This window comes from Pseudomonas sp. GW821-FHT09H03, from assembly GCF_059415945.1.
Window position 1 is genome coordinate 42,459 of the sequence record NZ_JBWKOF010000012.1, and the last position, 25,734, is coordinate 68,192.

7 protein-coding genes and 1 pseudogene are annotated in these 25,734 nt (G+C 62.1%); 1 reads left to right on the forward strand and 7 read right to left on the reverse strand.

Translation table 11 applies throughout. The annotated features are described in order from the left end of the window. Window positions 1-36: 36 nt before the first annotated feature. Window positions 37-18,573 (reverse strand): autotransporter-associated beta strand repeat-containing protein, encoded by an 18,537-nt coding sequence (locus AC07OG_RS17985; protein ID WP_495067656.1) that lies wholly within the window; start codon window positions 18,571-18,573, stop codon window positions 37-39. 143 nt (window positions 18,574-18,716) lie between these two features. Between AC07OG_RS17985 and AC07OG_RS17990 the strand changes: the two are divergent. Beyond that, window positions 18,717-19,109 (forward strand): annotated as a pseudogene (locus AC07OG_RS17990) (methyl-accepting chemotaxis protein); the annotation flags it as partial. Between the two features lie 308 nt (window positions 19,110-19,417). Here the strand turns inward: AC07OG_RS17990 and hutH are convergent. The 6 genes from hutH to AC07OG_RS18020 form a co-directional block, all read right to left on the reverse strand. Further along, window positions 19,418-20,950, reverse strand: a complete 1,533-nt coding sequence (gene hutH / locus AC07OG_RS17995; RefSeq protein WP_495067657.1) for a histidine ammonia-lyase — start codon at window positions 20,948-20,950, stop codon at window positions 19,418-19,420. A gap of 51 nt (window positions 20,951-21,001) precedes the next feature. Continuing rightward, entirely contained in the window at window positions 21,002-21,766 is a 765-nt protein-coding gene (locus tag AC07OG_RS18000) for an ABC transporter ATP-binding protein (RefSeq protein ID WP_495067658.1), read from the reverse strand. A 16-nt stretch (window positions 21,767-21,782) separates the two neighbouring features. Then, the gene (locus tag AC07OG_RS18005) at window positions 21,783-22,493 is read right to left on the reverse strand and encodes an ABC transporter permease (protein WP_495067659.1); all 711 of its coding nucleotides are present in this window, start codon (window positions 22,491-22,493) and stop codon (window positions 21,783-21,785) included. Beyond that, complete coding sequence (locus AC07OG_RS18010) at window positions 22,490-23,218, reverse strand: ABC transporter permease (protein ID WP_495067660.1); 729 nt, start codon at window positions 23,216-23,218, stop codon at window positions 22,490-22,492. Before AC07OG_RS18010 ends, AC07OG_RS18005 begins: the two co-directional genes overlap by 4 nt. Before the next feature lie 117 nt (window positions 23,219-23,335). Continuing rightward, the gene (locus tag AC07OG_RS18015) at window positions 23,336-24,622 is read right to left on the reverse strand and encodes an OprD family porin (protein WP_495067661.1); all 1,287 of its coding nucleotides are present in this window, start codon (window positions 24,620-24,622) and stop codon (window positions 23,336-23,338) included. 318 nt (window positions 24,623-24,940) lie between these two features. Then, a complete protein-coding gene (locus tag AC07OG_RS18020) occupies window positions 24,941-25,720 on the reverse strand; it encodes an ABC transporter substrate-binding protein (protein WP_495067662.1) in 780 nt (259 codons plus the stop codon). Between the last annotated feature and the right edge of the window lie 14 nt (window positions 25,721-25,734).

Below are 25,734 nucleotides of genomic sequence, written 5' to 3' on the forward strand. Positions count from 1 at the left end.
GCTGCGATCCTGTTGGAAGGCAAACGCCGGCCCCCCCTACCAAGTCCAGCGCACTCCGATGCTGACCTGCTGCTGACTCACATCGCTGCCGCCCAGGTTCGCGCCTATTACTGACGCCGTGCCAAACACCCTCAGATCCTTGGCTACCTGGGCCTCCAGCCCCACATCCAGCGTTGCGTTCAATCCCAGGTCATGTCCGGAGAAGCTCTGCTGTGCCCCGTCCGCGCCCGGCAGGGTGACTACCAGGTTTGTCGAGTTTTCCCCCAGGGTGTCCTGCAAGCCTACGGCCAGCCAAGGCCTCAGGGTCGCGCCGCCATCGGTCTTGATGGTCTTCTCGACGCGCACCGCAGCCCTGACTGATCCCAGTACATCGTCCTTAATATTCAATTGCTTGCCGCTCGAGTCGGTCTTGTCGTCCCAGCGCATGTGGATGGCACTCGCCTGCAGCTGCGGCTCCAGCATCCATCCGGCACTCAGGGGATACCTGTGCCCCACTTGGCCACTCAGACTCAAGATGTCGCCATGCAACTGTTCTTTGAAGCCATCGGACGCTCTGACCTGAGCATCGGGCAGCAGAGCCGACAGACTCACGTCGGCATAGCTGCCGCCCTGCCAATCCATGCTTCCATAGGCGCCAAACGCCACTGCGTCCATGTCCACGCTGGATCTGCCCACGCTCATCAGACCGGGCGAACCCTGGCCTGTGGTCGAGTAATTGCCCCGCTGTTGGCCGATGAACACACCGCCACGCAGGCGATAAGCATATTCGTCCACGAACAGGTGGTCATAGCCGCCATAGAGACCCGTGCTGTTGCCATCGAACTCGACCCCGGGGTTCGAATCCATCTCCAAGTGACTACCGGTGGCGGCCAGCCACAGCCCTTCGCATTTGCCGAACCACTCCATACCCATGCGCGTGCGCTCCTCCTCGCTGCGGTTGCAGTAAGGGTTGTCGCCACGGACTCCGGACATGCGGTCAAACAGTAGTCGGTTGTTATCCAGAGTCATGGCATAGCCGATATCCGGCACCGCCGTATAGCCGGGAATCTCCGGCAACAGCAGATTGTCGGCCGAACTCAAATACCAGTTCGGGTCACTCTCGCCCTTGGCGAAATTCCAGGCCAGGACACTACCGTTCAAACGCACGGTATTGTCCGGCACGAAGCCTCCGGCGGTAGACGGATTGTCATTAGGGCTGCTGATGACCCGGATCGTTGTGCCCGGCGTGGCCTCTGTACCATCGTTGACGAAATTGACACGAGTCATGCCTTGCACATCGCCGCTGATGTCCAAGCCACCAGATACGCCGGCGGAGGCAGCCACCTGCACGTCCAAGCTGCCGTTACCGCTGTAGTCGCCGCCGATCGCCAGGCGGTGCGATCCGACATTGATCAGGCCGTCGTTATGGACGCTCCCGCCAACGCTTGAACCGGAGCTGGCGAGCAGGCGCGAAGTGCTGTCGATGGACAGTTGACCACCGTTCAGGTTGAGTGGACTGGCCAGCGCCAGAGCGCTGCCATCGAGTAGATCGAGCTGCTCCCAATTGTCCAGCCCCGGCGCACCGGTAGTGAGGTCCAGACCGCTGAAGCTGAGGTGGTCATTGCCATCACCGCCATCCAGTCGGCTCAGACCGCTGACATCGCCACCGATCAGGCTGACCGAGTCGTTGCCGGCACCGAAGTCCAGCATGCCGCGCACGATGCCTCTGGAGGTGAAGCTGTCATCACCGCCGGTACCAGTGTAACGGCCCTGCACGTTGAGCGTGGCACCGGCGGCGACCGTGGTGGTCTGCGCCATGACGCTGCCGTTGGTGCCCACGTTGAGCGTGCCAGCGTTGACGGTGACCTGGCTGAAATCGGAAGCCGCCGGACCATTGACGTTCAATGTGCCCACGCCGGTCTTGTCCAGCACCTCGAACCCGCTCACGGCGCCCAGATCGGCGACGGTGGCGATGTTGGTGTTGAAGGTGTCCGTGCCGGCACCGCCGCCTACCGTACCCAGCACAACAGTGGCATCGTGGATAGTGAACGTGTCGTTGCCATCGCCCAGCAGCAAGCTGCCTGCTCCGGTGTTCAGCGTGCCGGCTACATCCAGCACGTCATTGCCCGCGCCCAGGTCGCCGCTGGCCAGCAGCGTGCCGCCCGCACCGACCGACACCGTATTGGTGCCGGCGCTGCCGGTCAGTGTCGCCGCAGTGCCACCGAGCGCCTGCAACCTGCCGTCGACATTCAGCGTGGAGTTGTCGCCCAGTGTGACGGTCGGGGTCGTCATCGCACCGTCCACATCCAGTGTGCCGCCATTGATCGTGGTGCCGCCGATGAAGCTCTGTGTCCCAGTCAGCGTCGCCGTGCCGGTGTTGTCCTTGCGCAGGAATTCGAAGTTGACGATGTTGCCGCCGTTAAGGGCAAATGCGCCGGCGTTGTTCAACACCACCGTGTCGCCTGTGCCATGCGCGCCACCGTCGAGTGGATTGGCCAGCCCGCTCAGGTTAGCGCCGTCGTTCAAGGTCAGTACGTCGTCGCCTCCGAGCAGGTTGATCGTGCCTGTGCCATTGACCGTGCCCGACACCGTGAACGTGTCGTCGCCCGTGGTGCCTTGGTACGTGCCGTCCACGGTCATGGTCGCGCCCGAGGACACCACGGTGGACTGCGGATCGACGACGGTGCCCGCGGCGATGTGCAGCGTCCCGCCCTGCACCAGCACCGTATCGAACTGCGAAGTCACCGGGCTGTTGATGTTGAGCGTGCCGACATTGGATTTGATCAGGGTCTCGAAATTGACCGCGCCGCCCAGGATCGCAGAACCGGTGAAGTCGGCCGTCAGCGTATCGGTGCCGAGACCACCGTCGATCGCGGTCGTCAATCCGCTTAGATCCGCGCCATCCTGTAGCGTTAACTGATCGTCGCCATCGAGCATGTCGATGGTGCCCGCTCCCGCAACATTGCCGCCAACAGTAAAGCTGTCAGCGCCTGTGGTGAAACCCAGGCTGCCGTTGACGTTCAGCGCCGAGTTGCTGGCGACCGTCGCGCTGGATACACCGGTAACACTGGCAGCGGCATTGATGTTCAAGGTGCCGCCGAGGACATTGACCGTGGTGAAGTCCGAACTCGCAGGGCCGTTGATGTTGAGCACGCCGACGTTGGTCTTGCTCAGGGTTTCGAAGTCCTGCACGGCACCAAGGTTGGCGCTTGCCGCGATGTCGGCATTGAAGGTGTCGTTGCCTGCGCCTGCCGCCACGGTGCCGAGGATGCTGGTGCCGTCGTGGATGGTCAGGGTGTCGTCGCCATCGCCCAGGGCAAAGATGCCGCCTGCAGTGTCGAGTGTGCCGGCGACATCCAGCACATCGTTGCCCGCACCCAGGTCGCCACTGGCCAGAAGCGTGCCGCCCGCACCGATCGACACCGTATTGATCCCGGCGCTGCCGATGAGTGTCGCCGCAGTGCCACCGACCGCCTGCAACCTGCCGTCGACGTTCAGCACGGTGTTGTCGCCCAGCGTGACGTTCGGTGTATTCAACGTGCCGTCCACGTCCAGGGTGCCGGCATTGAGCGCTGTCCCGCCCAGGAAGGTACTGGTGCCGGCAAGGGTCGCGACGCCGACGTTGTCTTTGGTGAGGAATTCGAAGTTGATCGTGTTGGCGCCGTTGAGTGTCATCGCCGCTGCATTGTTCAACACCACTGTGTCGCCGGCACCGTTTGCGCCACCGTCGATGACGTTGTTCAACACCGCGCCGTCGATAAGGGTCAAGGTGTCGTCGCCGCCACACAGATCGACGGTGCCACTACCACTGACGGTGCCTGCCACGCTCATCGTGTCGTTGCCAGCGCCGCAACCGTAGCTGCCCTCCACATTCAAGGTCCCACCGCTGCCCACCACGGTGGCGAGCGTGTTGCCAGCGCTCGCCACCACACCGGCGTTGGCGCCGACATTCAGGGTGCCGCCCAGCACGCTGACTTCCTGGAGGTCTGTCGCGCCTGGCCCGACGATGTTGAGCACGCCGGTCCCTGTCTTGGTCACACCCTCGAAGTTCAGCAATTCGCCCAGGTCAGCGGTCAGGGCGATGTCGTAGACGCGGGTATCCAGCCCGGCGCCGCCGTCGATCACGCCCAGAACCACGGTGCCGTCGTGCACCACGAAGCTGTCGTCGCCGTCGCCCAGCAGTAAGTTGCCTGCTCCGGTGTTCAGTGTGCCGACCACATCCAGCACGTCATTGCCCGCGCCCAGGTCGCCGCTGGCGAGCAGCGTGCCGCCTGCACCGACCGACACCGTATTGATACCGGCGCTGCCGGTGAGTGTCGCCGCAGTGCCGCCGGCCGCCTGCAAACTGCCGTCGACATTCAGGGTGGAGTCGTCGCCCAGTGTGACGGTCGGTGTATTCAACGTGCCGTCCACATCCAGGGTACCGGCATTGAGCGCAGTCCCGCCCAGGAAGGTACTGGTACCGACCAGAGTCGCGACGCCGAGGTTGTCCTTGGTGAGGAATTCGAAGTTGGTCGTGTTGCCACCGTCGAACGTCATCGCCGCTGCATTGTTCAACACCACGGTGTCGCCTGCGCCGTTCGCGCCACCATCGATCACGTTGGCCAGCACCGCGCCGTCGTTGAGGGTCAGCGTATCGTCGCCGCCACACAGATCGATGCTGCCGCTGCCACTGACGGTGCCCGACACGTTCATCGTGTCGTTGCCGGCGCCGCAGCCATAACTACCCTCCACATTCAACGTCGCTCCGCTGGCGATGACCGTGCCCAGCACGCCGCCGCTTGCGGCAACGATGCTGCCGCCGGCAGCCACGTTGAGCATGCCATCGCTGACGGTGACCAGGCTGAAGTCCGAAACCGCCGGACCATGGAGGTTCAATGTGCCCACGCCGGTCTTGTCCAGCGCCTCGAACCCGCTCACGGCGCCCAGGTCGGCGACGGTGGCGATATTGGTGTTGAAGGTATCTGTGCCGGCACCGCCGTCCACCGTACCTTGCACAACGGTACCGTCGTGGAGGGTGAAGGTGTCGTTGCCATCGCCCAGCAGCAAGCTGCCTGCTCCGGTGTCCAGCGTGCCGGCCACGTCCAGCACGTCATCGCCTGCGGTGCCGGTGTAACTGCCCTGCACGTCCAGGGTGGCGCCTGCGGCAACCGTTGTAGTCTGCGCCGAGACGCTGCCGCCTGCGCCCACGTTCAAGATGCCGCCAAGCACATTGACCGTGGTGAAGGCCGAACTCGCCGGGCCGTTGATGTTGAGCACGCCGACGTTGGTCTTGCTCAGGGTCTCGAAGTCCTGCACGGCGCCCAGGTTGGCGCTCGCCGCGATGTCGGCATTGAAGGTGTCGTTGCCTGCTCCTGCCGCCACGGTGCCGAGGATGCTGGTACCGTCGTGGATGGTCAGGGTGTCGTCGCCATCACCTAGCCCGAAGACCCCGCCCGCGGTGTCGAGTGTGCCGGTGATATCCAGCACGTCGTTGCCTGCACCCAGGTCGCCGCTGGCGAGCAGCGTGCCGCCCGCACCGATCGACACCGTATTGATACCGGCGCTGCCGGTGAGTGTCGCCGCAGTGCCACCGACCGCCTGCAAGCTGCCGTCGACGTTCAGCACGGTGTCGTCGCCCAGCGCAAAAGTCGGTGTATTCAACGTGCCGTCCACGTCCAGGGTGCCGGCATTGAGCGATGTCCCGCCCAGGAAGGCACTGGTGCCGATCAGAGTCGCGACACCAACGTTGTTCTTGGTGAGGAATTCGAAGTTGGTCGTGTTGGCGCCGTCGAGTGTCATCGCCGCTGCGTTGTTCAACACCACCGTGTCGCCTGCGCCGTTCGCGCCACCGTCGATGGCGTTGTTCAACACCGCGCCGTCGTTGAGGGTCAAGGTGTCGTCACCGCCACACAGGTCGACGCTGCCGCTGCCACTGACGGTACCCGACACGTTCATCGTGTCGTTGCCGGCGCCGCAGCCGAAGCTGCCGTCCACATTCAAGGTCCCACCGCTGCCCACCACGGTGGCAAGCGTGTTGCCAGCGGTCGCCACAACACTGGCGGTGGCGCCGATATTCAGGGTACCGCCCAGCACGCTGACCTCCTGGAGATCGGTCGCGCCCGGCCCGACGATATTGAGTACGCCCGTCCCGGTCTTGGTCACACCCTCGAAGTTCAGCAACTCGCCAAGGTCGGCGGTCAGGTTGATGTCGTAGACGCGGGTATCCAGCCCTGCACCGCCATCGATCGTGCCCAGCGCGACGGTGCCATCCTGCACCACGAAGCTGTCGTCGCCGTCGCCCAGTTCAAAGGCCCCACCCAAGGTGTCGAGTGTTCCGGCGACATCCAGCACGTCGTTGCCCGCGCCCAGGACGCCACTGGCCAGCAGCGTGCCGCCCGCACCGATCGACACCGTATTGGTGCCGGCGCTGCCGGTAATCGCAGCCGCAGTGCCACCGACGGCCTGCAACCTGCCATCGACATTCAGGGTGGAGTCGTCGCCCAGCGTGACGGTCGGTGTATTTACCGTGCCGTCCACGTCCAGGGTGCCGGCATTGATCGCGGTACCACCCAGGAAGGTACTGGTGCCGACCAGGGTCGCGACGCCGACGTTGTTCTTGGTAAGGAACTCGAAGTTGGTTGTATTGCTGCTATCGAACGCCATCGCCGCTGCGTTGTTCAACACCACGGTATCGCCCGTGCCGTTCGCGCCACCGTCGATGACGTTGTTCATCACCGCGCCATCGTTGAGGGTCAGCGTGTCGTCGCCGGCGGCCAGGCCGATACTGCCACTGCCGCCGACCGTGCCGGACAGGTCGAAGCTGTCGTTGCCCGCGCTGCCTGTGTAGCTGCCATCCACGTTCAAGGTGGTACCGGCGGCGACCGTCGTGGTGACCACGCCGTTGATCGCGGCGCTGGCACCGACGCTCAGCGTGCCGCCATCGACATTGATGGCGGTAAAGCTCGAGCTCGCCGGCCCATTGATGTTGAGCGTACCGGTGTTGGTCTTGGTCAGGGTTTCGAAATTGACCGCGCCGCCCAGCGTGGCGTTGCCTGCGATATCCGCCAGGAAGCTATCGATGCCCGCCCCACCGTCCACGGCATTCGCCAGGCCCGACAGATTGGCGCCGTCCTGGATAGTGAAGGTGTCATCGCCGTCGAGCAGGTCGACGGTGCCCGCGCCGGTCACCGTACCGGCTACGGTCATTGTGTCGTTACCGTTCGTGCCGGTGTAGCTGCCGCCCAGGTTCAACGTCGCGCCGGAGCCCACCGTAGTGTCCTGCGCCGATACCGTGGCGACTGGCCCGATGTTCAGCGTGCCGCCGAGCACCTCGACTTCCTGCAGGCCGGTCGCACCCGGACCATTGATATTGAGCCTGCCCGTGCCCGTCTTGGTCAAACCTTCGAAGTTGACCAGCGCGCCGAGGTCAGCGGTCAGGTTGATGTCATAGACGCGACTGTCCAGGCCGGCGCCACCGTCGACGGTGCCGATGACGTTGGTGCCATCGTGCACGGTGAAGGTATCGTCGCCATCGCCCAAGGCGAAGGTTGCGCCCTGTGTATCGAGCGTGCCGACCACGTCGAGTACATCGTTGCCAGCGCCCAGGTCGCCACTGGCCAGCAAGGTAGCGCCCGTCCCCACAGTGACGGTGTTGATGCCGGTGCTGCCAGTGATCGTCGCGGCCGTGCCGCCCGTGCCCTGCAGCGAACCATCCACAGTGAGCGTCGTGTTGTCGGCAAGCGTCACGGTCGGCGTAGTCAGCGTACCGTTCACATCCAGCGTGCCGCCATTGATCGCGGTGCCGCCGCTGAAGGTTTGTATACCGTTGAGCGCAGCTGTGCCGGTGTTGTTCTTCTGCAGGAGTTCGAAGTTGACGATGTCGCTGCCGTCGAGGACAAATGCGCTGGCGTTGTTCAACACGACCGTGTCGCCTGCGCCATGCGCGCCACCGTCGAGTGGATTGGCCAGCCCGCTCAGGTCAGCGCCGTCATTCAAGGTCAGTACGTCGTCGCCATCGAGCAGGTCGATAGTGCCCGCGCCATTGACCGTGCCCGACACCGTGAACGTGTCGTCGCCCGCGCTGCCAGTGTAACCGCCATCCACATTCAAGGTCGCGCCGCTCGCCACCGTGGTGGTGACCACGCCGTTGATCGCGCCGCTGGCACCGATGTCCAGCGTGCCGCCGTTGACGTTGACCGTGGTGAACGACGAAGACGCCGGGCCGTCGACATTGAGCGTGCCGATATTGGACTTGATCAGGGTCTCGAAATTGACCACGCCACCCAGGACCGCGGTGCCGGTGATGTCGGCCAACACCGTGTCCGCCGTCCCGTCTCCGCCATCCAGCGAGTTGACCAGGCCCGACAGGTCGGCGCCGTCGTTGAGGGTCAAGGTGTCGTCGCCTGCGCACAGGTCGATGGTGCCGCTGCCCGTCACCGTGCCGCCGACGGTCATCGTGTCGTTGCCAGTGCCGCAGCCGTAGCTGCCATCCACATTGAGGGTGGCGCCACTGGCGACGAGCGTACTGAGCGGGCTACCGTCAGCGGGCCCCTCCACGGTGCCATCCGGCCCGATGTTCAGCGTGCCCTCCTGCACGTCGACATTCTGGATGCTGGACGGGAATATAACGTCGTCGGTATCGCCGTTGATGTTGAGGGTGCCGACTCCGGTCTTGGTCAGGACCTCAAACTGAACCAGTGCGCCGAGATCGGCAGTCAGGTTGATATCGGCGATAGCGGTGTCGGTGCCATCAGCGCCGTAGACGACGCCATCCACCACCGCCCCGTCGTGCAAGGTCAACAGATTGTTGCCCCCGCCCAGCGAAAGCACGCCGCTGAAACTGCTGCCATTCGTATTGAGTTCACCGAACACGTCCAGCACGTCGTTGCCGCCCGCCAAGTCGCCTGTCGCGAACAGCAAGCCGCCGGCCCCGATCGTTACCGTGTTGACGTCATCGTCGCCGCCGACAAACACTTCGGTGCCACTTGAACCTTGTACCACGCCGTCGACGTTGAACGTCGTGCCGCCAGCCAGAGTTATATTCGACGCTTCCAGCGTGCCGTCCACATCCAGCGTGCCAGCCATCACATTGACGTTGGCGAATTCCTGCAGTCCGATCAGGGTCGCCGTGCCCGTGTTGTCCTTGCGCAAGGTTTCGAATTCGGTTGTGTTGCTCAGGTCGAACGTCGCTGCCAGCGCGTTGTTCAGCACCACGGTATCGCCGCTTGCGCCATCGTTGCCACCACTGACGACATTAGTGTTCAGCACAGCGCCATCGTTGAGGGTCAGCGTGTCATCGCCGCCACACAGATCGACGGTGCCGCTGCCCGACACCGTGCCGGACACAGCCATGCTGTCGTCGCCGTCACTGCAGCCGTAGCTGCCATCCACGTTCAAGGTACCGCCACTGCCAACCAGGGTGGTGAGCGTGCTGCCGGGGGTCCCCACCACGCTGCCAAGGGCGCCGATGTTCAACGTGCCGTCAAGCACACTGACTTGTTGCAGGTCGGTCGCGACGGGGCCGTTGATGTTGAGGGTACCGGCACCGGTCTTGGTCACGCCTTCAAAGCTCACCAGCGCGCCCAGGTCCGCCGTCAGGTCAATGTCGTAAACGCGGGTATCCAGGCCGAGTCCGCCATCGACAGTACCGGTGACAGTGCCATCGTGCACGATGAAGCTATCGTCGCCGTCGCCCAGTGCGAAGGTTCCGGCCTGCGTATCGAGCGTACCGAACATCTCGAGCACATCGTTGCCGGCGCCCAGATCGCCGGTCGCGGCCACGGTGCCATTGATCGTCACCGTATTGATGCCGGTGCTGCCAGTGATCGTCGCGGCCGTGCCGCCCGTGCCCTGCAGCGAACCATCGACAAGGAGCGTCGTGTTGTCGGCAAGCGTCACGGTCGGCGTCGTCAGCGCACCGTTCACATCCAGCGTGCCGCCATTGATCGCGGTGCCGCCGCTGAAGCTTTGGGTACCGTTCAGCGCAGCCGTGCCGGTGTTGTTCTTCTGCAGGAGTTCGAAGTTGACAATGTCGCTGCCGTTGAGGGCAAATGCGCCGGTGTTGTTCAACACGACCGTGTCGCCTGCGCCGTGCGCGCCACCGTCGAGTGGATTACCCAGCCCGCTCAGGTCAGCGCCGTCGTTCAAGGTCAGTACGTCGTCGCCACCGAGCAGGTTGATCGTGCCCGCACCATCGACCGTGCCCGACACCGTGAACGTGTCGTTGCCCGCGCTGCCTGTGTAGCCGCCATCGACATTCAAGGTCGCGCCGCTCGCCACCGTCGTGGTGACCGCGCCGTTGATCGCGCCGGCGGCACCGATATCCAGCAGGCCACCGCTGACGTTGACCGTGGTGAACGATGACGCCGGGCCGTCGACATTGAGCGTGCCGATATTGGACTTGATCAGGGTTTCGAAATTGATCGCGCCACCCAGGGCCGCGGCGGTGGCAATGTTGGCCGTCAACGTATCGTTGCCCAGGCCGCCGTCGATAGCGGTCGTCAGACCGCTTAGATCCGCACCCTCCTGCAACAGCAATTGATCGTCGCCATCGAGCATGGCGATGGTGCCTGCCCCCGCAACAGTGCCGGCAACGGTGAAGCTGTCAGCGCCGGTGGTGAAACCCAGGCTACCGTCGACGTTCAGCGTCGCGGCGCTGGCCACCGTGGCGTTGGTTACACCGGTAAAGCCGGCAGCGGCATTGATGTTCAGATTGCCGGCCTGCACATTGACGGTCGTGAAGTCCGAAGCAGCAGGACCTGTGAAGTTGAGTGCACCGACGCCGGTCTTGGTCAGGGTTTCAAAGCCCTGCACCGCGCCCACGTTTGCGCTGGTAGCGATATCAGTGGCGAACGTATCGGTGCCCGCGCCCGCCGTCACGGTGCCGATGAGGCTGGTGCCGCCGTGGATGCGCAGGGTGTCATTGCCGTCGCCGAGTGCGAAAGTACCGCCGTCGGTGTCGAGCGTGCCAGTCACGTCGAGGACATCGTTGCCGGCGCCCAGGTCGCCGCTGGCCAGCAAGGTCGCGCCCGATCCCACAGTGACGGTGTTGATGCCCACACTGCCGGTGATCGTCGCAGCCGTGCCGCCGGTACCCTGCAGCGAACCATCAACATTGAGCGTGGTGTTGTCGGCAAGCGTCACGCTCGCCGTAGTCAGCGCTCCGTTCACATCCAGCGTGCCGCCATTGATCGCGGTACCGCCGCTGAAGCTGTGTGTACCGTTCAGCGCAAGCGTGCCGATGTTGTTCTTCTGCAGGCGTTCGAAGTTGACGATGTCGCTGCCGTCGAGGGCAAATGCGCCGGCGTTGTTCAACACGACCGTGTCGCCCGTGCCATGCGCGCCACCGTCGAGTGGGTTGGCCAGCCCGTTCAGGTCGGCACCGTCGTTCAAGGTCAGTACGTCGTCACCTCCGAGCAGGTTGATCGTGCCCGCGCCATCGACCGTGCCCGACACCGTGAACGTGTCGTCGCCCGTGGTGCCCTGGTACGTGCCGTCCACGGTCATGGTCGCGCCCGAGGACACCACAGTGGTCTGCGGATCGACGATGGTGCCTGCAGCGATGTGTAGCGTCCCGCCCTGCACCAATACCGTACCGAACTGCGAAGTCACCGGGCCGTTGATGTTGAGCGTGCCGACATTGGACTTGATCAGGGTTTCAAAATTGATCGCGCCGCCCAGTGCCGCGGTGGTGGCGATGTTGGCCGTCAACGTATCGTTGCCCAGGCCGCCGTCGATCGCGGTCGTCAGACCACTTAGATCCGCACCCTCCTGCAACAGCAATTGATCGTCGCCATCGAGCATGGCGATGGTGCCTGCCCCCGTAACATTGCCGCCAACAGTGAAGCTGTCAGCGCCTGTGGTGAAACCCAGGCTACCGTCGACGTTCAGCGTCGTGTTGCTGGCGACCGTCGCGCTGGTTACACCGGTAAAGCCGGCAGCGGCATTGATATTCAAATTGCCGGCCAGAACGTTGACGGTCGTGAAGTCCGAAGCCGCAGGACCTGTGAAGCTGAGTGCGCCGACGCCGGTCTTGGTCAGGGTTTCAAACCCCTGCACGGCGCCCACGTCTGCGCTGGTAGCGATATCAGTGGCGAACGTATCGGTGCCCGCGCCCGCCGTCACGGTCCCGATGAGGCTGGTGCCGCCGTGGATGCTCAGGGTGTCATCGCCGTTGCCGAGTGCGAAAGTACCGCCGCCGGTGTCGAGCGTGCCGGCTACGTCCAGGACATCGTTGCCGTCACCCAGATCGCCACTGGCGATCAGGTTGCCGCCCGCTCCCACCGTCAAGGTATTCACGCCGGCACTGCCGGTTATCGTGGCTGCTGTTGCGCCAGCACCTTGCAGTGAGCCGTTGACATTTAACGTCGTGCCGTCGGCCAGTGCCACGGTGGGCGTTTCCATCGCACCCACCACATTCAGCACGCCGCCGTTGAGGGTGGTGCCGGCACTGAAGCTCTGACTGCCGGTCATGGTGGTGACGCCGCTGTTCTGCTTGAGCAGGCTTTCGAAGCCCGCGGTCGCGCCGCCACTGAAGGTCAGCGCCAGGGCATTGTCGAGCACCAACTGGTCGTTGCCGGTCCCGGCGTTGATGCCCACGCCGCTGATCACGGTGCCGTCACGCAGGATCAAGGTTTCGTCCCCCGCGCCCAGGTCGAGGGCGGCACTGCCGGTGTTGAGCGTACCTGCGAGGGTGACGTTGTCGATGCCGTCGCCCAAACTGCCGTTCGCCTGCAGCGTCGCGCCGCTGCTGATGTTGAGAGTGTTGGCGCCGGCGCTGCCGGTAAGGGTGGCTGTCGTCGCGCCTGTGCCCTGCACCGTGCCGTCCACATTCAAGGTGGTGGCGTCCGCCATCGATAGCGCCGGGGTTTCGAGCGTGCCGTTCACATCCAGCGTGCCGCCGTTGATCGCGGTACCGACGCTGTAGCTCTGGTTGCCGGTCAGGGTCAGCATGCCCGCGTTATTCTTGGTCAGTTGCTCGAAGCCACTGAAACCGCCGAAGGTCTTCGCCAGGGCGTTGTTGATTACCAGGCTATCGGTGGTGCCGGCCCCCGCGTCGATGCCGACGCCGTTGATCACGCCATCATTGATGGTCAGGGTGTCGTTGCCAGCGCCCAGGTTCAACACCGCGGCACCGGTGTCCAGCGTGCCGGTCACGGTAAGGGCATCGCTGCCATCGCCCAGGTCGCCGTTGGCGCGCAGGGTCGCACCGCTGCTGACGTTGATCGTGCTGGCGCCTGTGTCGCCAGTGATCGCGGCAGTCGCGCCGCCCGCCGCCTGCACGGTGCCGTCCACGTTAAGGATGGAGGTGCCACTCATGCCGATGGTGCCGGTGTTCAGCACACCATTGACGTCCAGCGTACCCGCGCTCACCGTGGTGGCGCCGATGCTGTTGTTCGCGGTCAGCGTGGTGGTGCCGCCGCCGACCTGGGCAAAGGTGCCCGGACCGCTCATGATGGCATTGAAGATGACCGTGTCACTGCGGTTCATCGACAAGGTCGAAGTTGCCGCATCGACGATCACGTTGCCGGTGCCTAAATTGCCCGATGTGTTGCCATCGCCGATCATCAGGTTGCCATCATTGATGACGGTGTCGCCGGTGTACGTGTTGTTGCCAGTCAGGACCCAAGTGCCGCCGCCGTTTTTGGCCAGCGTGGTGATGCCGGTGCCGCTGTTGCCGATCACGCCGGCCACGGTGTTGTTACCGGTGTTGGTGCCGCCCAGGGCGACAGTGCGCGCCACGTTCGGATTCGATAGCCCGATCGTGCCGGGATTGGTGAGGTTGATCGCGCCCGTACCGGACGATTCGAGGAACGAAACGCCACCCGCCAGCGTGAACAGTCGATCACTGCTGTCGCCCGCGCCGGTGTAGCGCAGGGTCGAGCCGTTGCCAATCACCAGGTTGGCGGCCGCACTGGACGCCGCGCCGATACCGCTGGCCGTGCCGCCATTGCTGAGTTTGCTGACCCCGAGCACGCCGCCGGTGACGGTGGTGACACCGGTGTAACTGCTGTTGTTGTTGGTCAGGATCCAGGTGCCGGCGCCGGTCTTGGTCAGCGAGCTGAGACCCGTGCCGTTGTTGTCGAGCTGCGCCGACAGCGTGTTGTTGCCGGTGTTGGTGCCATTGAGCGTCAAGGTGCGCGCCGCGTTGGTGCCGGACAACGCAATGGCACCGGCGTTGGTCAGGTTCAACGCGCCTGTGCCCGAGGCGTCCAGCGAGCCACCGCCCGTGCCGAGGGTGAACAGGCGATCGCTGCTTTGGTCCGCGCCGGTGTACGACAGGGTGGCGCCGTTGATGATCAGGTTGCTTGCCGCCGCGCTACTGGCGCCGGTGCCACTGTTGCTGCCGCCGTCGGCCAGGCAGTCGACGGCCAGGGTGCCGCCGTTGACGGTGGTGGTGCCGGTGTAGCTGTTGTTGCATCCGGACATTCGCTGGACCTGCGCGCCACTCTTGACCAGGTTACCGGCGCCAATGATGTTGCCTGCATAGGCAACGCCAGCCGTATTGTTACCCTGACTGATTGTCAGCGTCTGTCCGCCCAGGTTGATGTTGCCGCCCGTGGTGCCCCCCCCTTGCAACCACGTGAACGACTGATTGAAACCGTTGGCATCCAGCGTGGCGCCGGCCACGTTGCCCATGTTCAGGGAGCCGTTGCCAAAGGCCGTGGCTGAGCCGGCGCGCAGGATGCCGGCCTGATCGACCACTGTGCCGCCGGTATACGTATTGTTACCAGACAGTACCAGCGTGCCGGGCCCTCTCTTGTACAGGGTGCCGGCGCCGCCCACCGCTCCGCTGATGCCCAGGGTGGTCGCCGCGTCAGTGACGGTTAGCACGCCAAACCCGCTCTGCATCGTCAGCCCGCGATCGATGTTGACGTTGCCACCGGTGTAATTGAGCGTACCGCTATTGAACAGAACGTTGGAAGCAGCGCTGGTCGATGCGCCGATACCGCTTGCCTGCCCGCCATTGGCCAGACAATCAACGCTAATCCCACCGTTGTTCATGGCGGTGACGCCGGTGTAGGTATTGTTGCAACCGGACATTGTTTGGGTGCCACCGCCCTGCCTGTAGCCGCCGCTACCGCTGATGACCCCGCCGAAGGTTCCGCCGAGAACCGACGTTAGCGTGCCGGAGCCCAGGGCCACGTTGCCGAGGCCCTGTAGCGCCCCGACCGAGATATTGAAACCGTTGAGATCCGCCGTGGCTCCGCTCGCCACGCTCAGGCCGTTGTTTGAAGTGCCAAAAGCCTGGGTGGACCCAGCACGCAGAGTGCCGGCAGCGACCGTGGTACCGCCCGAGTAGGTATTGGTGCCGGAGAGCACCAGGGTACCCGGCCCGTCCTTGCGAAAACCGTCATCACCCACTGCCGTACCACTGATGGTCAGGGTAGTGGCAGCATTGCTCACGCCAATGGCACCCACGCTGCCGCCTGCACCGGGCGTGCCGAGGGTGAAACCACGGTCAGTGCTGGTCGTACCACCGAGGTAACCGAGCGTACCGCCATTGAGGACGAGATTGCCCGAGGCATTGCTGGACGCACCGATGCCGCTGACCAGGTCGCCATCGGCCAGGGTGTTGACCGCCAGCGTGCCGCCGGTGACGGTGGTGATGCCGGTGTAGTCGTTGCCCGCGTTGCCCAACGTCAGCGTGCCGGCGCCGGTCTTGGTGAACGTGGCGCCATCGGTGCTGGTGACCTGGCCGTTGAACGTCAGGTTGCTGGTGGTACCGGTGACATCGATGAGGCTGCCCAGGATCGCGCCGGACTTGGCGATGGTGAAACCGCGGTCGCTGGTCGTATTGAGACCGGTGTAGCGCAGTGTGCTGCCTTCCAGGAACAGGTTGGACGACGCCGCGGACGAGGCGCCGATGCCGCTCCCGGTGCCGCCGTTGCCGATGTTGCCGACCGAGAGGATCCCCTGCGACACGGTGGTGGCACCGGAGTAGGTGTTGTTGGTATTGGTCAACGTGACCAGCCCGGTACCGGCCTTGGTGAAACCGATTGCGCCGCCGTTGTTGACGATCTGAGACGCTATGGTGAAGTTGCCGGTGCCGTTCTGCTGGATGCCCAGCACGCCACCGCCGGAGATCCCGGTGAGCGAACCGCCTGTGATCGTCTGACTGCTGGCCCCGACCGACGGCGCAACGATGATGGTGCCATCCACGCCCAGGGTATTACCGGCGCCCACGGTCACGGTTGAGTTGGCTGCCGCGGTGTACTGCAAGCCGCCGATCTGCTTGCTGCCGCTCACCGTGCCGGAATAGGGCGAGTTCGCAGTGCCGCCGGCATCGCTGAGGATATCGTTGTTCACCCAAGTGGAAGCAATGTCCTTGTTGACATAATCCGTCGTGGTGAAGGCAAGGATGTTGCCACCGACCACCTTGGCGTAATTGGTGCCGTTGACCGTGGCCCAACCGCCCAGGGCGGAATTCGTGGTGGTGATATTGCCACTGCCCGGCAAGTTGAAATTGACCAGGCCACCGCTGTGGTTGATCGCACCCAGGTTGAGCGCCATGCTGCCGCCGGTGCCGGATGTCGCGCCAATCGTATTGTTGCCTGCGGTGACGAGGACACCGTTGAACGTCTGCGAATTGGCCTCGCTGGCGGCACCGACCGCATTGAGCACGCCGCCACCCATGTTCAGGGTCGAAGCGCTGGAAATGATGTTGCTGGTGGGCGCGGTGGCTGCACTGAAGTCCAACCGCAGCGTGCCGCCGTTGACCGTGGTCGCGCCCGTATAGGTGTTGGTCCCGGTGAGGCTCTGCGTGCTGGCCCCCGTCTTGGTGAGGCCACCGCTTCCGGTGATGTTGCCGGCATAGGCGGTACTGATACCGGCAGCAGCGTCCAGGTTCAGCGTCCCCGATCCCAGGTCGACGGTGCCGCCCGTACCAGTCAACGAGCGCACCGTGATGTCCAGATCGTTGAGATCCAGCGTACCGCCACTGTTCACGGCAACCCCACTGGTTGCTCCAAAGGCCGTGGTGCTGCCGGCGCGGAGCGTGCCGCTATTGACCGTGGTGCTACCGGTGTAGGTATTGGCGCCGCTGAGCACCCAGGTGGAAGCGCCGCTCTTGGCCACGCCGCCCGTACCCGAGATGACGCCCGAGAGGAGGTTGTCGGCACCCGTATAGCTTCCGCCGAGCGTGCCGGTGTTGCTGAGTGCCAGGTTGCCGCTGAGCGCAAGCGCGCCGGTGCCGTCGTTGTTGATCGCGCCGCCGTTGAGCCCCCATGTCCGATTGCTGTTGTCGCCAGCGCCAGTGTAAGACAAGGTGCCATTGGTGATGCCGATGCCACCACCCGTGCCGGTGCCAAAGGAACTGGCGGTGCCAGTGTCCTTGAGAGAACCGGCCCGCACGGTTACGCCGTTGATGTTGGTGGAGGTCGTATACGTATTGGCGTTGCCAAGGGAGATGGTTCTTCCGGCGCCACCGGTATAGGAAACCAACCCATTGCCTGAAATGATGCCCAGCAATGACATGTCGGCGTTATTGGCAGTGAAGCTGGTGCCATAGGTGCTGCCACCGGACACGACCATGTTGCCGGTCAGTGTCAATGTGCCTGTCCCTATGTTGCGGAAGGTGAGCGGCGCCACAGTACCCGCGGCATTGAGTTGCCAGTTGCGGTTGGAACTGCTGCCGGCACCGAAATAGCTCAGGGTTGCACCAACACCACCGCCGGACCCAAGCGTGATGGTGCCATTGGCCACTGTTGTTGGCGCACCCAGGGAACTGGCCACGCCCAGATCGGCGATGGAGTTGAACGAAAAGCTGCCGCCATTCCCGTTACCGAAAATGGTCGCCCCGGTATAGTTGCTGGCGGCGTTGGTGAGGCTGACACCATTATTGAGCCTGAGCCCGCCAGCGCCGGTGAAGCGGGCCGAGCCCACGCCGGCACCGGCCAGCAGGAGGGTGCCGCCGGTGACGGTGATGTTGCGGCTCGCGGCGAGGGCAGCCGTGCTGCTCAGGTTTGTGCCGCTGGCCATGGTGACGCCGTTGCCCGCCACACCCAGCGCCGAATCGCCGTTGAGGGCCAGGCCACCGGCATTGACCAGCACGTCTCCGCTGAAGGTGTTGACGCCGTTAAGGCTGAGGAGGCCGGCCCCCGTCTTGGTCAGACCCGCGCTGCCCGCCAGGATCGAGTTGATGGTAACGGTGCCACTGGTGTTGATGGTGGGCGTGATCCCCCCCAGGGTCAGGGTACTGCCGGTGAGGGTGTAACCGGTGGTCTGGAAAGTGAGGTTGTGAACGGTGATCGGTGTGCCCAGGGTCACGGTACCGGCGGTGCCGGCGAAAATGGCGTCGTACAGGGCGGCGTTGTTCCAGGAACTGTAGGGGCCGCTGGCGCCGTCGCCGTTGGGGCTCCAGAAAGCGCTGGTGAGATTCCAGGCGCCGCTACCACCGGAGCCCAGTGCCGTGCCATTGGTATCCCAATACCGGTCGACTGCCTGCAGCATAGGGCTGAACACCATGCCCGCCGACAGCACCAGGCCTACCTTGCGTAGCTTGCCCCCCCGCCGCCCGCCGTTGCGGCCTTTGCCATGGGATTTCGCATACTCGCTGACTGCTACGAAAGTACCAGCACTGGCACTCCATACAACGCGAAATACATGATTCATGGTCATTCCCTTTTTTTCTTATATAGGTTGTGCCCTGCCGATCTGCCCGCTCAACAGTTGCGCGCTGACAACCACACGCATCACGTGCACGCCGATACCTCAAATCTAGGCAGAAAGGCCACTAAGAAGATTCTGAAAATGCGCAAGTAGCCCGTATGGCGCAGCGTACGGCTGTTTCCACCAAGGAAATCAGGGGCATCATCGAGGCCTTGCAGCAAGGCAGTCGCCAAGCCGTCGAGGCCATGCAGGACAGTCACAAAGGTGTGGAGCGTTGTGTCGAAGACAGTCAGTTGGCGGCGCAGATGTTGCTGGCAGTGGGCAGTGATATCGCACGGATCGATGAGCTTAACGGGCGAATTGTCAGCACCACCCGCGAGTAATCCACGGTGAGCCTGGAGATTGTCGGGCGCTTGCAGTCAGTGCAGGACATTGCGCAGGAGACCGCGGACGACGTTGAGTACCTGGCGTTGAGCAGTCGGCGCTTGCCACCGATTGCTACGCGGCTGGATGCGCTGGGGCGTACGTTTCATCAGTGATGGCGACGGTGGCGGGGAACCCTCAAGAGCCCCCTCACCCTAACCCTCTCCCGGAGGGAGAGGGGACTGACCCGGTTGAATGTTCGATATTCTGCGACCTGAAAGTTCCGAGCCGAACTCAGGCCTGGAAAAACATGAGGATCGAGTGTGGGAGAGCGAACTGACCGTGGTGTTTTTCCGGTCTGCATCGACCTGAAACTTCGGGTCGAACTCAAACCTGGAAAAACCTGAAGATCTGCTCCCTTTCCCCCTCTCCCCCTTGGGGGCGGTCCGACGTTTCGGGAGGGTTGGGGTGAGGGGGTTGGTTCTTACAGGCTCGGCAGCAACTTCGCCGACACCAGTTCGTTCAGGCAGCGCGAAGCCAACAACTCAGTGGCTGCATTAATGTCCGGAGCAAAGAACCGGTCCTTCTCATAAAACGGCACTTCCTTACGCAAAATCGCCCGAGCCTTCTCAAGCGCTGGCGAAGTCTTCAGGCCATTGCGCAAATCCAGCCCCTGAACCGCCGCCAGCCATTCCACCGCGAGAATCCCGCGGGTGTTTTCGGCCATTTCCCACAGGCGCTTGCCCGCAGCCGGGGCCATGGACACGTGGTCTTCCTGGTTGGCGGAAGTCGGCAGGCTGTCCACCGAATGCGGGTGGGACAGTGCCTTGTTTTCGCTGGCCAGTGCCGCAGCGGTCACCTGGGCAATCATGAAGCCGGAGTTCACGCCGCCATTGGCCACCAGAAACGGCGGCAGTTGCGACATGTGCTTGTCCATCATCAGCGAGATGCGGCGTTCGCTCAGGGAGCCGATTTCAGCGATGGCCAGGGCCATGTTGTCGGCGGCCATGGCCACCGGTTCCGCGTGGAAGTTACCGCCGGAGATCACGTCGCCTTCAGCAGCGAATACCAATGGATTGTCCGATACGGCGTTGGCTTCGACAGCCAGCACTTCGGCCGCCTGACGGAACTGGGTCAGGCAGGCGCCCATGACTTGCGGCTGGCAGCGCAGGGAGTACGGGTCCTGGACCTTTTCGCAGTTCTCGTGGGAGTCGGAAACCTCACTGCGCTCGCCCAGCAGATCGCGGTAAGCGGCAGCGGCGTCGATCTGGCCTTTCTGGCCACGAGCGGCGTGGATGCGCGCATCGAACGGCGAGCGCGAGCCCAGCACGGCTTCAACGGTCAGGCCACCGAGGGCCAGGGCGCCGGCGAACAGATCTTCGCCTTCGAACAGGCCACGCAGGGCGAAAGCGGTGGACACCTGAGTACCGTTAAGCAGCGCCAGGCCTTCTTTCGCGGCCAGGGTCAGCGGGGTCAGACCGGCGACTTTCAGCGCTTCGGTCGCTTCCATCCACTCACCCTTGTAACGCGCCTTGCCTTCACCCAGCAGCACCAGCGACATGTGCGCCAACGGTGCCAGGTCGCCGGATGCACCGACTGAGCCTTTGAGCGGAATGTGCGGGTAAACCTCAGCGTTGATCAGGGCGATCAGCGCGTCGATCACCACCCGGCGGATACCGGAGAAACCACGGCTGAGGCTGTTGACCTTGAGCACCATGATCAGCCGCACCAAGTCATCGCTGATCGGCTGGCCGACACCGGCGGCGTGGGACAGCACCAGCGAGCGCTGCAGGTTTTCCAGGTCTTCGCTGGCGATACGGGTCGAAGCCAGCAGGCCGAAACCCGTGTTGATGCCATAGGCGGTGCGGTTCTCGGCGAGGATCTGCTCCACGCAGGCAACGCTGGCTTCGATCTGGGCCGAAGCGCTGTTGTCGAGGGTCAGTTTCACCGGCTGCTGATAGACATCTCGCAGCTGGGCGAGGCTCAGTTGGCCAGGGATAATTTTGAGTGTGTGCATCTTAAGGTTCCTTTAACCGAGGGGACTGACTGATCGCTTGAAAATTGAAACCTACTTCAAGTTGCCACTGAGAAATTGCTGCAGGCGTTCGCTCCTGGGATTGCCCAGCACGTCTTCGGGCACGCCCTGCTCTTCCACCCGCCCCTGGTGCAGGAACAACACCTGGTTCGACACTTTGCGTGCAAAGCTCATTTCGTGGGTGACCATGATCATGGTCCGGCCTTCTTCGGCCAGCCCCTGGATGACCTTGAGCACCTCGCCGACCAACTCCGGGTCCAGGGCCGAGGTCGGTTCGTCGAACAGCATGATCTCCGGCTCCATGCTCAGCGCCCGGGCAATGGCGACGCGCTGCTGCTGACCGCCCGAGAGAAACGCCGGGTACTGATCGGCGACCCGCAATGGCAGCCCTACTTTGTCCAGGTAACGCCGGGCGCGCTCTTCGGCGTCCTTCTTGCTGACGCCAAGCACCCGGCGCGGCGCCATGGTGATGTTGTCCAGTACGGTCATGTGGCTCCAGAGATTGAAATGCTGGAACACCATCGCCAGACGTGTGCGCAAGCGTTGCAGCTCATTGGCGTCGGCCACGCGCATACCATGGCGGTCATGGGTCATGCGAATCAGCTGATTGTCCAGGCTCATGGCACCGTCGTTGGGCGTTTCCAGGAAGTTGATGCAACGCAAAAAGGTGCTTTTGCCCGAACCACTGGCGCCGATCAGGCTAATCACATCACCCGTTTTGGCGTTCAGCGAAACACCCTTGAGGACTTCGTGGTTGCCGTAGCTTTTGTGCAGGTTTTCAACGGTGAGTTTGTACATGTGCAAGCCTTCTGAATTAATGAGCCGGGCCGAGAAACGACAGCCAGCGGCGCTCGGCCAGGCGGAACAAACCGACCAGAGAGAACGTGACGACCAGATAGATCACAGCGGCAATACCGAAGGACTGGAAGGTCATGAAGGTCGCCGAATTGGCGTCCCGGGCAACCTTGAGAATGTCCGGCACGGTGGCGGTAAAGGCGACGGTGGTCGCGTGCAACATCAGGATCACTTCATTGCTGTAGTTCGGCAGCGAGCGGCGCAGGGCTGACGGCATGATGATGTAGGCATACAGTTTCCAGCCGTGCAGGCCATAGGCCTTGGCCGCTTCGACCTCACCGTGGTTCATGCTGCGGATCGCCCCGGCGAAGATTTCCGTGGTGTAGGCGCAGGTGCTCAGGGTGAACGCCAGGATGGTGCAGTTCAACGCATCACGAAAGAACGCATCGAGCACAGGTTGGGTACGGACTGCGGCGATGCTGTAGATACCCGTGTAGCAAATCAGCAACTGGATATACAGCGGCGTACCGCGAAACAGGTAGGTGTAGAACTGCACCGGCCAACGTACCCAAATCTTCGTTGAAACCCGGGCTATCGATAACGGAATCGCCATCAGAAAGCCGAAAAAGATTGAGGCGCTGAGCAGCCAGAGCGTCATGGCCAGCCCGCTGACGTGATGGCCGTCGCGAAACAGGAAAGGCTGCCAGTACTGCTGTAGAAGTTCGATCATCTCACGGCCTCCCGGGTGCCTGCACCGTAGACGATTTGCAGACGACGCAAGACGAAGTTCGAAACAGTGGTAATCATCAGGTAGATAAAGGCGGCCAGCACCAGGAAAAAGAACAGCTGATAGGAACTCTTGCCCGCGTCCTGGGCCACCTTGACCAGATCGGCCAGGCCAATGATCGAAACCAGCGCGGTGGCCTTGAGGATCACCATCCAGTTATTGCCGATGCCCGGAAGGGCAAAGCGCATCATCTGCGGGAACACCACGAAGCGAAAACGCTGGGCACGGGTCAGGCCGTATGCTGTGCCGGCTTCCATCTGCCCGCGTGGGACGGCAAGGATGGCACCACGAAATGTCTCAGTGAAATACGCCCCGTAAATAAAACCCAGGGTGATTACCCCGGCACCGAACGGGTCGATCTCGATATATTCCCAACCCAGTGCTTCGGTCAGGCTGGTCAGTCCGGTTTGCAAGCTGTAATAGATCAGCAGCATCAACACCAGGTCTGGTACCCCACGGATCAGCGTGGTGTAGGCCTGCGCCAGAGTCCGCAGCAGGGCCAGCTTCGAAAGCTTGGCACTGGCGCCGAGCAGGCCCAGGACAACACTCACGAGCAAGCACAGAAAGGATAATTTGATCGTCATCCAGGAGCCTTGCAGCAACAACGGGCCAAAGCCCTTAAGGCTGAAAGCTGACAGCCCCAGAATCTGCAATAGGTTTTCTAACATGATGCAGCCCTTCGTATATCAAGAAGGCGTCCATCCGGGGATGGACGCAGTCTCCAGGTTGCCCCGGTTGAGTAACGGTGACTCAAGTCCCTTGCGTACAAGAGATTTAAAGAAGCGTTACAGAATGTTCAGCGGGTAATTGACGATCAGGCGAATGTCATCGCAGCCAGGGCCGATATCGTTGTTGTTGGCGGCATTGATGTAAGCATCGTTAGCGCGCAAGTACGCGGCACGTACGCGAAAGGAAAGATCTTTGGCGGGACCGTCCTGCATCACATATTTGACTTCAACATTGAGCTCGCGCTCGCGACCTTCGGGGCCTTCCGTCGTACGTATGTTGTCACCGTACACATAGCGAGTCATGAAGCTCAGGCCTGGTACGCCGTAGCCCGCCATGTTCAGGTCATAGCGAGCCTGCCAGGAACGTTCTTGTTCGCCATCAAAGTCGGACATCTGGATGGAGTTGGCGACGTATACGGTGTCGCTGCCGTCTACGCCGTAAGCGTAGGGGCTGTCACCGGTAGAGCGCTGAAAAGCAACAGTGACTCTGTGTGCGCCGAAGCTGTAGGCCGTTGCAAGGCTCCACAGGTTATTGTCGATATTGCCGGAGAGATCTTGCCCCTGGCTTTTGGTGTTGTAGGCATTGAGGTCAAAGTTCAGTGCCTGGCCTTCGACGGTAGGCAGGTTGTAGTTGATGTTGATGTATTGCTTCTTGAAGTGGTCCTCAACATCGGAAGCGGCGACACCCGCAACAAGGTCCGGGGTGAACTTATAGGTCGCACTGACGAAATCGGCCGAGTCCAGGCCCGCACTATCATTAAACTGGCCCGTCTGTGTACGAAGTGCGGTGAAGTGGCCGAGGTTAAATTCCAGTCCCTTTATTTCGCTACTGGTCACCAGGGTGCCGGTGGCGACTTCTGGCAGCAGGCGGCTGTCGCTGGTGCTGAATACCGGATTGACAACCACTTGGTTGCCATATTTTGCGACGGTGTCAGAAACGCGGAGTTTGACTGCGCCACCAGCGGCCGACTGGGTTTTAGCTTCTGAGCCGTCATTGTCGAGCTTGAACTGGCCATTGCCGGCGCGCCCCTTGCCACCGTCGAGCTTGACGGTCCCCATGGCATACGCATCCATACCCACACCGATGATCCCTTGCGTAAAACCTGAGGTGTATTTGATTCGCTCAGCTGCACCGGTATCCTGACGATAACCGCTTTTACCACCGTTGGTGGGGTTGCTGTAACCATGCTTGAAGTCGCGATTCATGTACTCGAGGCGAGTCAGGATTGAGAGGGTGCTGTCTTCAACGAAACCCTTGGCATCGCCCTGGGATGAGGCCATTGCCATAGGCGAGATGCTGGCGGCAACAGACAGGGCAATAATGCTCCATTTCATCATACACATCGTGTTTTGCTCTTTTTATTATTGAAAGTACCGTCATCCCCATCAGATTTTATCGGGGGAGACATTTTTTGGTTCGGTACAATTTGTCCGCGCGCCCTCCTTGGCATACAACTAAAAACACGATGACTGTCGCTTAACTTCAGAACTGGCAATACCCGTCAAAGCCAACGATCAAGACCCCTTTACGTGGATGCGCCATGTTGGAAGGGCTGCCTTTGACTTCAGCGGGTGAAAATCAGTACCTAAAGTTGATAATTCATCATCTGTTTTTTAGATCATTCAATATTGACGACTCAGAGCAGTGACTGACTACCAAACTCATTTGCCGTAGATATCAAAGTTGAAATATTTACCTGCAAGCTTGTCGTATTCGCCCGATGCACGAATGCTTGCAATCGCTGTATTAAGTTTGTCCCGAAGAGGGTCGTCACCTTTTCTGATCCCGATCGCGACACCGTCACCGGTCAAGCGCTTATCGACAACGACATCACCGGCAAAAGCAAAGCCCTGGCCTTGGGGTTTTTGCAAAAAACCCATATCGGCTTGTACCGCCGGTTGAAAAGCAGCGTCGAGCCGTCCACCGATCAAGTCCATGTAAACTTGATCCTGGGATTGATAGGTCTGAATGTTGACGCCTTTAGCAACCCACTCTGCCTTGGCGAAATTCTCTTGGGACGAACCTTGCATTACGCCAATGGTTTTGCCTTTCAATGACTCCACGGTTGGTAGCAGACCGGAGTTTTCTTTGGCGATAAGGGCCGATGGGCCGCTGTACAGCCGATTACTGAAATCCACTTGTTTGCGGCGCGCCTCAGTAGCAGTGAACGCCGACAGAATGCCGTCAAACTTCTTGGCCTTCAAAGCCGGGATCATGCCGTCGAAAGGTTGCTCGACCCAAACGCAATGAACCTTGAGTTCGGCACAAATTGCATTACCGAGATCAATATCAAAACCACTCAGGGAACCGTCCGGTTCTTTAACCTCAAAGGGCGGATAACTTGGGTCTACCCCAAACTTGATTTCAGGATCAGCCTGAGCACTCGCTACGATACTGAGACCCAGTAGGGTTGATGCAAAAAGCGTGTTGTGTCGAAACATAATCACCTCGTTAT